This window comes from Hyalangium sp. (assembly GCF_035629615.1).
Taxonomy (GTDB): Bacteria; Myxococcota; Myxococcia; order Myxococcales; family Myxococcaceae; genus Hyalangium.
Genome location: NZ_DASPHO010000657.1, coordinates 1 through 12,035, shown reverse-complemented (window position 1 = coordinate 12,035; position 12,035 = coordinate 1). Strand labels below are relative to the sequence as shown.

Sequence of the window (12,035 nt, the reverse complement as noted above, 5' to 3'; positions counted from 1 at the left end):
TCGGCTACCAGGTGCTGTGCGCCGCGGACGAGGTGCTGCTGGCTCCCGCCGGACGGCTCGACCTGGTGGGCTACGCCGCGGAGGCCACGGCGCTCGGGGAGGGGCTCTCCCGCGTGGGCATCCAGGCCCACTTCGTGCGCCGAGGCGACTACAAGACGGCGCCCGAGCTGTTCACCCATGCCCACGTCTCGGACATCCAGCGCAAGACGCTGGAGGCCCTCCTCGACGAGCGGTACGCCGATCTCGTGGACTCGGTGGCCCGCGGCCGCGAGCGCACACCCGAGGAGGTGCGGGCGCTCATCGACGCCGGGCCCTACAGCGCCCAGCGCGCGGTGACAGTGGGGCTCGTCGACGGGCTGTGCAGCGAGGCGGACCTCCCGGCGCGGCTGGACGACCGCAAGCGCGAGGAGAAGGAGAAGGACTCCGACGACGCCGAGGAGCCGATCGAGCCGATGTCCTCCTGGCTGGGCACGCTGCCATTCCCTCCGGTGAAGTGGCGGCCAGTGCGGCGGCGGCCCAAGCTCGGGCTGGTGTCAATCTCGGGGATGATCGCCTCGGGGAAGGGCTCTTCAGGCGGACTGGGGCCCAAGGTGGCGGGCGCGGAGTCGGTGGTGAAGGCGCTGCGCGCGGCTGGCCGGGACAAGCAGGCCAAGGCCGTGGTGCTCTATGTCGACAGCCCGGGGGGCTCGGCGCTGGCCTCGGAGCTGATCCTGGAGGCCGTGCAGCGCGTGGCGCGCAAGAAGCCGGTGATCGCCTTTGTGGATGAGGTGTGCGCCAGCGGCGGGTACATGGCGGTCCTGGGTGCCAAGGAGATCTGGACGACGCCGCACGCGATCGTCGGCTCCATTGGCGTCTTCGCCGGCAAGTTCGAGGCCTCCGGGCTGATGGAGCGCCTGGGTGTGCGCAGGACGATCATCGCGCGAGGGGAGAACGCGGGCATCTTCTCCACCTCCCGAGGCTTCACGCCGCACGAGCGCGCCGCGCTGGAGGCGGAGGTGGAGGAGACGTACCAGGCCTTCCTCGCCCACGTGGCCAAGGCCCGCGGCCGGACGAAGGAGGAGATCCACGAGCGCGCCGAGGGACGCGTGTACTCGGGCACTCGCGCACTGGCCGCGGGGCTCGTCGATCGCTCGGGAAGCTTCGACGAGGCGTGCCGCCACGCGCTGGAGCTGGCCCAGGTCCCCCTGGGGAAGTTCGACCTCGCGACCTACAGCGGAGGAGAGCGCAAGCGCTCCCTGCTGCAGCTGTTGCTGAACCTGTCGGGCGCGCACCTATACGCACTCTGCCCTGCATCCTGGTCCCTCGGGAGGAGGGGAGCGGGTCAGCGGTTCGAGGGCTGAAGGCCTCCGTCCGGCCAGCCGTCCGCCCACTCGACGCGCTGCGTAAAACGGAGCGTTCACTTTGCGGCAACTCCACTATCCTGGGAGTAGGAGGGTGCCCGCGGAACCATGAACGTCGTCTTCATCTCCCCTCACTTCCCCCCGCATTTCCTTCACTTCGTCACCGCCCTGCGCGAGCGCGGCATTCACGTGCTGGGAATCGGCGACACCCCTTATGACACCTTGCGGCACGAGCTACGCGGCGCGTTAAGCGAGTACTACTTCACGCCTCGGCTCGATGACGCGGACGCCATGCTGCGCGCGGGCGGCTACTTCACCTGGCGCTACGGCCGCATCGATCGGATCGACTCGCTCAACGAGACGTGGCTGGAGGTCGAGGCCCGGCTGCGGGAGGACTTCCACGTGCCCGGACTGCTGAGCGCGGACGTGCGCAGGCTGCGCTCCAAGCTGGGCATGCACGATCTCTTCAAGGAGGCGGGCATTGCCCACCCGGACGCCATCTCCGCCCGGGACGCCGCCGCCGTGAAGGCCTTTGGCCAGCGCGTGGACTATCCGCTCGTCCTCAAGCCGGACGTGGGCGTGGGCGCCGCCGACACCTTCACGGTCAAGAGTGACGCCGAAGTCGACGCCGCGTTCTCCCAGCCCCTGCGCGGCTACACGGCGCAGAAGTTCGTGAAGGGCACCATCGTCACCTACGACGGCATGGTGGACGGGGACGGACAGCTCGTCTGCACCTTCAGCCACGAGTACAGCACCGGCATCATGGAGTCCGTGCTCGAGCAGCGCGACATCTCCATCTGGAGCCAGCGAGAGCTGCCGCCCGCGCTGGAAGAGGTGGGCCGCCGCACCCTGGCCGCGCTCGGCCTGCGGGAGCGCTGGTTCCACCTGGAGTTCTTCCGCCTCGAGGATGGGAGCTACACCGCGCTCGAGGCCAACCTGCGTCCACCCGGTGCCTTCGTGATGGACATGATCAACTACGCCTGCGACATCGACGTGTACCGGCTGTGGGCGCGGATGATCTCCGGCGAGCGGGTGAGCGGCTTTCAGTACACGCGCAAGTACCACGTCTGTCATACCTCCCGCCGGGCGGGCCGCGCGTACAAGCACCCGCATGCAGAAGTCGTCTCGCGGCTCGGTGGAGCGCTGATCGATCACCGGGAGCTGCCCTCCGTCTTCCACAGCGCGCTGGGCAACGAGATGTACCTCTCGCGCCATCAGGAGCTGGAGGCCATGCGCAACGCCGTCCACTTCATCCAGGCGTGCCCTTGAGCTGGGCCCTCGCCGCGCGCAGGCTCAGCTGAGCAACCAGCGCAGCGCCGTGGGCAACCGGCGCTGCCAGTCCCGCTCGTGGTGATGGCCCTCGGGCTCCAGGAAGAGGGCCACCTCGTGGTCGGCGTACCCGAGGCCTTTGAGGTGGAGGTAGAAGGCCCGCGTGGCCTCGCCGTAGAACATCGGCCAGCCCACGGGATCGACGGTCTCGTGCTCGCCCGCATCCAGGTAGATGCGCGTCCAGCGGCGGGTATGGGACGTCCAGTGCTCGAAGAGGCGGCCGTAGCTCCACATCACCGAGGGCGACATGCCGCCGAGGCGGCCGAACAGCTCCGGGTGCCGCCAGCCCAGGTAGAGCGACATCAGCCCGCCCATGGACGAGCCGATGACGCCCGTCCACTCCGGGCCTTGCCGCGTGGGCCAGTGACTGTCCACGAAGGGCTTCAGCGTCTCGACCATGAAGCGGACATAGGGCTCGCCGCGCGCGGTGACGTGGCTCCGGGGCTCGTCCCACGGGGAGTACTCGGAGAGGCGGTTGGCCCCGGAGTCGACGGCGACGATGAGCCACGACTCCGTGTGGCCCTCGTGCACCAGGGAGTCGAGCACCCTGTTGGCGCACCAGGTGTCATAGATGGCCGACTCCGGGTGGGCGAAGACGTTCTGCCCGTCGAGCATGTAGAGGACGGGGTAGCGCCGATCCGAGGATGGCTCGTACCCCTCCGGGGTGCAGATGCGCAGGGTGCGGGTGAGGCCTTCCTGGGGGGAGTGGAAGGCGCGGATGATCTGGAGGGTGCTCATGGAGGGGGTTCGTCGCCCCGCACGATAGATGGGCGCTCTGTGTCGGCCAATGACTAAGCTTGGGCCATGTCCTGTGTGCACTGTGGCCAGCCTCTCCCGGAGGCTGGCAGCCGATCCTGCCCCCACTGTGGAGAGCCCGTCACGCCCTCGCGCGCTGGGCTGCCTCCCGAGGTAGCGAAGGCCGCCTCGTCCGCGGCGGAGGCGACCCGGCGTGCTGCGGGACACACCGCCAACGCGGTGAAGTCCGTCCTGGAGGACCCGCGCTTGCGCGAGCGCATCCCCGGGCGCTCGTTGGCACTGCTGGGGGCCGGGCTGGTGACGCTCGCCCTCGTGCTCTCCATGCTGCCGACCTTCCACAGCATTGGTGTGGGGTGGTCGGTGGTGATGCTCGCGGGCAGCCTGCTCATTGGCGCGCGTGAGCTTCATGCCGCGGGGCGCGCCCTGCCGGAGCCTGTGGTGCGCGCGGCGCGCGTTGCCGAGCGCCCGATCTTCCTGCCCGCGTTCACCATCCTCACGTTCGTCCAGGCGATCCTCACCTTGGGCTTCGGGATCGTGCCGCTGCTCTGGCTGCTCGCCGCAGTGGTGCTCGGCTACGATCAGCGGCGCGCGCTCGCCGCGTTCGTGGCGGAGCAAGGCTCACCGGGGCCTGCGGAGAAGCGCCTCGGCCGCTGGGTGCTTGCGGGCTCGCTCGTGTGTGTGGCGGCGCTCTTCTTCTCCTGGGGTTACGGCAGAGGCGGCTACTTCGTGGGCGGCATCCAGCCCTACCACGTGCGCGACATGCAGATGGACGGCTTCACCCGGCAGTACACGGATCGCTACGAGTATCGCTTCACCCCGATGATGAATTGGGTGCCTGCGTACGCGGCTTCCGGCCGGGGCCGCCCCTACGCGTCCGGAGTGCTGCTGGGGCTGGGCGGGCTCGTGGGGCTGACGCGGGCTCGGCGGATGAGGGCCTCGCTCCCACCGTGGGTGCTGCCCGTGCTCGCGGGCGTCGTCACTCTATGGGGCATTGCCGGGCTGGCTTCAGCCATCGGCCCGTGGCTCTTCCTCGCGGGAGCACTCCTCGTCGACGTCGCGGTGGCGCGCGACTTCATGCAGCGACCGCGCGCGGGCTCGGGAGCGTGAGACATGGAGTGCTCCTGAGGCGGGACTCAACGCTTGCCGGACAGCTCACGGATCTGCTGGATGACGGCCAGCGCGGTCTCCTTGTCCGGCATGATGTTGGAGGGGAACTGATTGAGGCTGGCCTGGAGGCGGATGGCGGCGCGGGTCGTGTTCTCCGTCGAGCCGAAACGGACACACCCCAGCGCGAAGCGAGACAGCACTTCCCGGGCGATGGGGCCGTACGCGGGCGCCATCTGGGCCGACAGGTGGAAGTGTTCAATGTCGATGATGAGGTAGATCTTCTTGCCCACGCCCTCGAGCAGCTCGCGCAGCTGGGTCGCCCACTCCTGGAGGGACGCCACGTTGTCGATCCGGACATCGATGCACTTCAAGACGTAGATGTCTTGGAGCGCCTCGTACTGGAGCGTCATCTTCATGAAGAGTCCCTCGGGTGCCGAGCCGCAGTGCGAGAGGCACTCTAAACATCCCCTTTGTCACAGTGCAGTGGCGTTTCGGGAACCCTCAGAGAGGAAAGGTAGGCAGAACTCCTGCCAGGTGGGTCCGAGTGATGACTGCTCTCCGGCCCGGCACGTGCGCTGGAGCGGCACCGACCCGAGCCGCACGCCGGGTGCTACGCTGCCACCCGCCATGAAGCCTTCTCGCCGCCTGCTCCTGCTCCTGGCCGTGACCACTGGCTGTGCGACGCCGAAGGGCCCCTCTGTCGCCGCGGAGGCCTATGCGAGAGCGCTCGAGGAGGATCGGCTCTCGGACGCCTACGCCCTCACCACCGGGCTGCCCGAAGGAGAGCAGGGCTTCCGGGATCGCTATAAGGACGCCACCGCACGCCGCGAGCGGGCTGCGTCCGTGAGGGCTGTCGTGGGTGAGCTGGAGGCGCGGGCCCCGAACCTGATCGTGGAGCGCCGACAGGACGCCTGGCGCGTGGTGGAGACACGGCCGTCGGATGAGGCCAAGGCCGTCCTGACGCGCTTCCTCAACGCGGTGGACGCGCGGGACTGGGAGAAGGCCTGGAGCCTGCTGAGCGCGCCGCAGCGCTCCCGCTACACGCCGGATCGGTTCCGCGATGACTTCCAGCGCGAGCCCCTGGCGAGGGAGCGTGTGCGCCGTGCGCGGCTGGCGCTCCGGGGCAACGTGAAGGTGACGAACAGCGATGCCGCATTCCCGCTGGGGGCGGATCGCGCGGTGCGGCTGGTGCTGGAGGAGGGCGAGTACCGGGTGGCCGCCATCGAGTGAGCCTGGGCCTTCTGGGGCCATGCAGGCAAACGGGGGCCTGGAGCATGCGGAGGGGGGCTCGGCCCGTTAAACGTCGTTGACAGCCCAGGGGGGGGCTGGCCATCCTCCGCGCCCTTCTGGGCCCGCAACTGCCCGATTTCCAAAAGGTTTCAGGTGTCCTGATGAGCGTCTCCGAGCGCGACATCCTCACGGCGATGTCCAAGGTGATGGATCCCGAGCTGCACGTGGATCTGGTGAAGGCGGGCATGGTGAAGGACATCCGCCTGAGCGGCGACACGGTGAAGCTGAAGATCGAGCTGACGACGCCGGCCTGCCCGCTCAAGGGGAAGATCCAGGCGGACGCCGAGGCGGCGCTCAAGACGGTGCCGGGGCTGAAGTCCTTCGACATCGAGTGGGGCGCGCAGGTGCGAGGCACGGGTGGAGCGGCGCCGGGGCAGGGGCAGGCGCTGCTACCGGGCGTGAAGAACATCATCCTGGTGGGCGCGGGCAAGGGCGGCGTGGGCAAGAGCACGGTGGCGGTGAACATGGCCGTGGCGCTGGCGCAGCACGGGGCCAAGGTGGGCCTGCTGGACGCGGACTTCTACGGCCCGTCCATCCCGCTGATGACGGGCATCACCGAGCGCCCGGTAAGCCCGGACGGCAAGAAGCTCAACCCCATGATCAAGCATGGGCTGAAGGTCATGTCGATCGGCTTCCTGGTGGAGACGGATCAGGCGCTCATCTGGCGCGGGCCCATGCTGCACGGGGCGCTGATGCAGCTGGTGCGGGACGTGAACTGGGGCGAGCTGGACTACCTGATCCTGGATCTGCCGCCGGGCACGGGCGACGTGGCGCTGTCGCTCTCTCAGAGCGTGCGGGCCGCGGGGGCGGTGCTCGTCACCACGCCCCAGGACGTGGCGCTGGCGGACGTGGTCCGCGCCAAGCAGATGTTCGACAAGGTCCACATCCCGGTGCTCGGGATCGTGGAGAATATGAGCACGTTCGTCTGCCCGAACTGCTCCCACACAACGCACATCTTCAACCACGGCGGCGGCCGGAAGGCCGCGGAGATGTTCAACATCGCGTTCCTGGGCGAGGTGCCCCTGGATCTGAAGGTGCGCGAGTCGGGAGACTCGGGAGTGCCAGTGGTGGCGGGCTCGCCGCAGAGCCCGCAGGCGCAGGCCTTCATGGAGATCGCCCGGAACGTGGCCGGCCGGGTGTCCACCGAGAGCGCGCGGGCGATCCAGCTGCCGGTGATGCAGGCGCGCTGAGTCCCGCAGTCCCCGAGGTCCCTCATGGCTGGTGACAGCGACGATTTTCCGCCAGATCCGCTCGACGATGACTATGAGCAGCCGCAGGCAGGCCGCGAGGGGCGCGCGGGCTTCGTGCCCGACTTCGTGCGCAAGGTGGCGGTGGCGGGGCTGGGCGCCATCTTCATGACGGAGGAGGGCATCCGCAACCTCGCCGGGCAGCTCAAGCTGCCCAAGGAGATGCTGGGCTTCGTGCTCTCCCAGGCCGAGAAGACGAAGGACGAAGTCGGCCGGGTGCTGGCGGAGGAGCTGCGCCGCTTCCTGCAGTCGGAGAAGCTGCGCGAGGAGTTCGTGAAGTTGATGTCGGGAATGACCTTGGACGTGAGGGCGCAGATTCGCCTGGTGCCCGCCGACGAGGAGAAGAAGGCGGGCGAGTCCGAGGCGCGCGAGCCCGAGAAGGGCGCTGGCGCCTCCGCGACCCCGAAGGTGGTCATCTCCGAGCTGAACGCGCGCCGCGGCAAGCGGACGAAGAAGGAGTGACATTGGAGGCTGAAGCGAGACCCGGCTGGCGGAGCCACCCCTTGGTGAAGCGCCTGCCCCTGCTGGTGATGGCGGCTCTGGGCGTGTGGCTGTGGCAGACGACGGGCACGCCGGAGCGCGAGCTGGTGTGGCAGCTCGACGGCTCGAGCTGGAGCGCGGTGCGGGCGTTGGACTTCCAGGTGGTGGATCCGGAGGGGAAGATCCTCAAGCGGGAGGAGCGCTTCTTTCCCTCCGGGGCTCCGCCCGAGGTGACCCTGAAGGTGAAGCTCCCGGAGGGCTCCTACCGCACGCTCATCTTCGTGAAGGAGCAGGGCCGCCCCTCGCGGCCGCCGTTGGTGGAGCCGCTGACAATCGGCGCGGAGAAGTACGTCCTCCGGACGCTGAGGCTGCCCGCGAGTCGTTGACCGGTGGGAGGGCGAGGGCTATAGCGCCCGCACTTCACTCTCGGCCGGAGCAGGAAACGCCATGGCAACCGAGCACATCATCGTCGTCGGGGCAGGGCAGATGGGAGCGGGCATCGCACAGGTGTCGCTGCAGGCGGGGCTGCGCGTCACGCTGGTGGACGTCTCGAAAGAGGGGCTCGCCAAGGGGGCGGACCGGATCCGGGCCGGCCTGGCGAAGCTGGTGGAGAAGGGCAAGCTGGATGACGCGAAGCGCAAGGCGGCCGAGGCGAACCTGGCCACGTCCACCAGCGCCGCCGAGGTGAAGGACGTGGACTTCGCCGTCGAGGCGGTGACGGAGAACGAGGAGCTCAAGCGCCGCATCTTCCAGGAGCTGGATGGGGTGGTGAAGCCGGGGGGCGTGCTGGCGACGAACACCTCCTCCATCCCGATCACGCGGATCGCGGCGGGGACGAAGCGGCCCGAGGCAGTGATCGGGATGCACTTCATGAACCCGGTGCCAGTGATGCAGCTGGTGGAGCTCATCCGTGGCGCGGCGACGTCAGACGAGACGTACCAGAGGACGCGGGCGCTGGCGGAGAAGATGGGGAAGACGACGGTGGTGTCCAAGGACATGCCGGGCTTCATCGTCAACCGCATCCTCATCCCCATGCTGAACGAGGCGTGCTTCGCGCTGATGGAGGGGCTGGGGACGGCGGAGGACATCGACACGGCGATGAAGCTGGGGACGAACCAGCCCATGGGCCCGCTGCAGCTGGCGGACTTCATCGGCCTGGACACGTGCCTCTCCATCGCCGAGGTGCTCCACAAGGGGCTGGGCGATTCCAAGTACCGCCCGTGCCCGCTGCTGCGGCAGTACGTGGACGCCGGCTGGTACGGCAAGAAGAGCGGCCGCGGCTTCTACAAGTACTAGAGCTTCCCACCCAGAGAGGACCCCATGTCCAAGCACTACGAGAACATCAAGCTGGAGTCGCAGGGCGCCATCACCACGCTCACGATCGATCGGCCCAAGGCGCTCAACGCGCTCAACAGCAAGACGCTCCAGGAGCTCGAGTCCGCGCTGCAGTCCCTGGACTCGGGCACGCGCGCGCTCATCGTCACCGGCGGAGGAGAGAAGGCCTTCGTGGCGGGGGCGGACATCTCGGAGATGTCCTCGATCAGCGCGGCCCAGGCGCGCGAGTTCGCCGCGCAGGGCCACCGCGTGCTGATGATGCTGGAGTCGTTGCCGTGCCCCACCATCGCGGCGGTGAACGGCTTCGCCCTGGGCGGAGGCTGCGAGCTGGCCCTGGCCTGCGATCTCATCTACGCCTCGGAGAAGGCGAAGCTGGGGCTGCCCGAGGTGTCGCTGGGCGTCATCCCGGGCTTCGGCGGGACGCAGCGGCTCACCCGGCTCGTGGGGAAGATGCGGGCCAAGGAGCTCATCTTCACGGGCGGCCACGTGGGCGCGGCGCAGGCCAAGGAGTACGGCCTGGTGCTGGACGTGCTGCCCGCGGAGAAGCTCCTGGAGCACTGCCGCACGGTGGCCGAGAAGATCCTCAAGAATGGCCCGCTGGCCATCTCCCAGGCCAAGCGCGTCATCGAGTTCGGCGCGGACCAGGATCTGCGCGCGGCCAACGAGCTGGAGCGCCAGGGCTTCGCCGTCCTCTTCGGCTCGGAGGACCAGCGCGAGGGCATGAAGGCCTTCCTCGAGAAGCGCCCCGCCGCCTTCACGGGCAAGTAGGCGCCCTCCCACAGGCTCCCTACTGCTGGAAATGTTCCCTGGGACACGAATCCGGCCCGGGGACCTTCCGACCGGTCGGTTTCTCATGGGCGCGGCAACCTGCACTCGGGGGCAGCGCGGATGAGCGGTGTTCCCCAGCGCCGCGCCCCATTATATGGAGTCCGAGCCCCTTCCCTCAGGAGTGCCATGAACTTCGAGCTGACCGACATCCAGCGTGACATCCAGCGGATGTGCCGTGAGTTCGCCGCGAAAGAGCTCATCCCGAACGCCCGCAAGTGGGACGAGACCCACGCGTGGCCCACCGAGGCCGTGAAGAAGCTCGCGGAGCTGGCCCTGCTGGGCGTGGCGGTGCCGGAGCAGTACGGCGGCGCCGGGCTGGACAACGTCTGCTACGCCATCGCCATGGAGGAGATCAGCCGAGGCTGTGCCTCCACGGGCGTCATCATGAGCGTGAACAACTCGCTCTACTGCGATCCGGTGATGAAGTTCGGCACCGAGGCGCAGAAGCAGGAGTTCCTGGTGCCGTTCGCGCGCGGCGAGAAGCTGGGCTGCTTCGGCCTCACCGAGCCCGAGGCCGGCAGCGACGCGGCGGCGCAGAAGACGGTGGCCGTGCGCCGGGGCGACGAGTACGTGATCAACGGCTCGAAGAACTGGATCACCGTCGGCCCCAAAGCGGACGCCATCGTCCTGTTCACCATGACGAACAAGGAGGCGGGCAACAGGGGCATCACCGCCTTCCTGGTGCCCACGAACACACCGGGCTTCATCCGCGCCGAGCCGGACAAGAAGATGGGCATCAGCGCGGCGCACTCCTGCTCCATGTTCTTCGAGGACATGCGCGTGCCGGCCAAGAACATCCTGGGCAAGGAGGGCGACGGCTTCAAGGTCGCCATGAGCACGCTGGACGGCGGGCGCATCGGCATCGCGGCGCAGGCGCTGGGCATCGCCCGCGCGGCCTTCGAGGAGGCGGTGCGGTACTCGGGCGAGCGCAAGACGTTCGGCAAGCCCATCCGGGATCACCAGGCCATCCAGTTCATGCTGGCGGACATGGCCACGGAGATCGACGCGGCGCGGCTGCTGGTGCTCCAGGCGGCGCTCCTCAAGGACAAGGGCGTGCGCCACAGCCAGGAGAGCGCCATGGCGAAGCTGTACGCCAGCGAGATGGCCAGCCGCGTGGCGAACAAGGCCCTGCAGGTGCATGGTGGCATGGGCTACAGCAAGGAGATGGACGTCGAGCGCCACGTGCGCGACGCCCGCATCACGGAGATCTACGAGGGCACGAGCGAGATCCAGCGCATCGTCATCTCGGCCAACCTGCTGAAGGAGTAGCCATGAAGCGGTCCTTCCTCGCGGTGGTGTTCCTGGCCTCCCTGGCCTCCGGAGTCGCGCTCGCTCAGGGAGAGTCGGGGGCAAAGAGTGGCAAGGGCTCGGCAGGGGTGAAGAAGGCCCCGGAGGAGCTGGACGTGAGCCGGATGCCCTTCACGCCGGACTCGGTCCAGCAGGTGATCCTCCACCACAAGGGGAAGATCCAGGAGTGCTACGAGGACGCCATGGCGGCGAAGTCGAAGAAGGTGGAGGGCAAGCTGATGACGTCCTTCACCGTCACCGACAGGGGCCTGGTGAAGGACGCCAAGGTGCTGAGGAAGGGCACGACGCTGAAGGACGAGGGGCTGCACGACTGCGTGGAGGCGGTGCTGATGGCGATGAGCTTCCCCAAGCCGCCGGACGGCAAGGACCACCCCATCGAGTACCCGTTCAACCTCAAGGCCATCGACTAGGAAGGCTAGGAAGCCGCCCGTGAACCTCGAGCTGACCGAGACCCAGACGCTCATCCGCGACACCGCGCGCAAGTTCGCCAAGGAGAAGGTGGCCCCGCAGGCGCGCACCTTCGATCGCGAGGAGATCTTCCCCACAGCGCTCCTCAAGGAGCTGGCCGAAGTCGGGCTGATGGGGGTGAACATCCCCGCGCGCTTCGGTGGCGCCGAGGCCGGCGTGGTGGCCTACGCCCTGGCGATGATGGAGATCGCCGCAGCGGATGCCTCCACCTCGGTGGCCATGTCGGTGACGAACATGTGCGCGGAGCTGATCCACGCGTTTGGCACCGAGGCGCAGCGGGAGAAGTTCGTCACGAAGCTGGTGTCGGGCGAGGCGGTGGTGGGCTCGTTCGCGCTCTCCGAGCCGCATGCGGGCTCGGATCCGGGGGCGATGCTCACCTCGGCGGTGCGCAAGGGCGACACGTGGGTGCTCAACGGCAGCAAGCAGTGGATCACCTCGGGCGCGCACGCGGGGGTGATGGTGGTGTGGGCGCGCACGTCCTCCGCGGGCAACAAGGGCCTGTCCTGCTTCATCGTGGAGGGCGGGACGAAGGGCCTCCTCATCGGCA

General features: G+C 68.5%; 14 protein-coding genes. 12 read left to right on the top strand and 2 right to left on the bottom strand.

What is annotated here, in order from left to right; all coding sequences use genetic code 11:
• Together sppA and VD972_RS33490 are read left to right on the top strand one after the other, a co-directional pair.
• The coding region (gene sppA / locus VD972_RS33495; RefSeq protein WP_324992866.1) for a signal peptide peptidase SppA at positions 1 to 1,340 on the top strand (1,340 nt) is incomplete at its 5' end.
• A gap of 108 nt (positions 1,341 to 1,448) precedes the next feature.
• Complete coding sequence (locus VD972_RS33490; RefSeq protein ID WP_324992865.1) at positions 1,449 to 2,609, top strand: carboxylate--amine ligase; 1,161 nt, start codon at positions 1,449 to 1,451, stop codon at positions 2,607 to 2,609.
• 24 nt (positions 2,610 to 2,633) lie between these two features.
• On the opposite strand, the gene VD972_RS33485 is transcribed toward VD972_RS33490, so the two are convergent.
• The gene (locus VD972_RS33485; RefSeq protein ID WP_324992864.1) at positions 2,634 to 3,407 is read right to left on the bottom strand and encodes an alpha/beta hydrolase; all 774 of its coding nucleotides are present in this window, start codon (positions 3,405 to 3,407) and stop codon (positions 2,634 to 2,636) included.
• Between the two features lie 66 nt (positions 3,408 to 3,473).
• Between VD972_RS33485 and VD972_RS33480 the strand changes: the two genes are divergently transcribed.
• Complete coding sequence (locus VD972_RS33480; protein ID WP_324992863.1) at positions 3,474 to 4,532, top strand: zinc ribbon domain-containing protein; 1,059 nt, start codon at positions 3,474 to 3,476, stop codon at positions 4,530 to 4,532.
• A gap of 26 nt (positions 4,533 to 4,558) precedes the next feature.
• Here VD972_RS33480 and VD972_RS33475 read toward each other — a convergent pair whose 3' ends face one another.
• The gene (locus tag VD972_RS33475; protein WP_324992862.1) at positions 4,559 to 4,948 is read right to left on the bottom strand and encodes a hypothetical protein; all 390 of its coding nucleotides are present in this window, start codon (positions 4,946 to 4,948) and stop codon (positions 4,559 to 4,561) included.
• Between the two features lie 211 nt (positions 4,949 to 5,159).
• On the opposite strand from VD972_RS33475, the gene VD972_RS33470 reads away from it, so the two are divergent.
• The 9 genes from VD972_RS33470 to VD972_RS33430 form a co-directional block, all read left to right on the top strand.
• Positions 5,160 to 5,762: a hypothetical protein gene (locus VD972_RS33470; RefSeq protein WP_324992861.1), complete on the top strand. Its 603-nt coding sequence runs from the start codon at positions 5,160 to 5,162 to the stop codon at positions 5,760 to 5,762.
• Positions 5,763 to 5,923: 161 nt separating this feature from the next.
• Positions 5,924 to 7,012 carry an iron-sulfur cluster carrier protein ApbC gene (apbC, locus tag VD972_RS33465; RefSeq protein WP_324992860.1) on the top strand — a complete coding sequence of 363 codons (1,089 nt, stop codon included), beginning with the start codon at positions 5,924 to 5,926 and terminating at the stop codon, positions 7,010 to 7,012.
• Positions 7,013 to 7,036: 24 nt separating this feature from the next.
• A complete protein-coding gene (locus VD972_RS33460) occupies positions 7,037 to 7,531 on the top strand; it encodes a hypothetical protein (protein ID WP_324992859.1) in 495 nt (164 codons plus the stop codon).
• 44 nt (positions 7,532 to 7,575) lie between these two features.
• On the top strand, positions 7,576 to 7,935 hold the full coding sequence (locus VD972_RS33455; protein ID WP_324992858.1) for a hypothetical protein: 360 nt from the start codon (positions 7,576 to 7,578) through the stop codon (positions 7,933 to 7,935).
• Positions 7,936 to 7,996: 61 nt separating this feature from the next.
• Positions 7,997 to 8,845, top strand: coding sequence for a 3-hydroxybutyryl-CoA dehydrogenase (locus VD972_RS33450; RefSeq protein ID WP_324992857.1), 849 nt, complete (start codon positions 7,997 to 7,999; stop codon positions 8,843 to 8,845).
• 24 nt (positions 8,846 to 8,869) lie between these two features.
• Positions 8,870 to 9,652, top strand: a complete 783-nt coding sequence (locus VD972_RS33445) for an enoyl-CoA hydratase/isomerase family protein (protein ID WP_324992856.1) — start codon at positions 8,870 to 8,872, stop codon at positions 9,650 to 9,652.
• A 186-nt stretch (positions 9,653 to 9,838) separates the two neighbouring features.
• On the top strand, positions 9,839 to 10,981 hold the full coding sequence (locus tag VD972_RS33440; RefSeq protein ID WP_324992855.1) for an acyl-CoA dehydrogenase: 1,143 nt from the start codon (positions 9,839 to 9,841) through the stop codon (positions 10,979 to 10,981).
• A 2-nt stretch (positions 10,982 to 10,983) separates the two neighbouring features.
• On the top strand, positions 10,984 to 11,430 hold the full coding sequence (locus tag VD972_RS33435) for an AgmX/PglI C-terminal domain-containing protein (RefSeq protein ID WP_324992854.1): 447 nt from the start codon (positions 10,984 to 10,986) through the stop codon (positions 11,428 to 11,430).
• 19 nt (positions 11,431 to 11,449) lie between these two features.
• Positions 11,450 to 12,035: acyl-CoA dehydrogenase family protein (locus tag VD972_RS33430; protein ID WP_324992853.1), on the top strand; the 586-nt coding region annotated here is incomplete at its 3' end.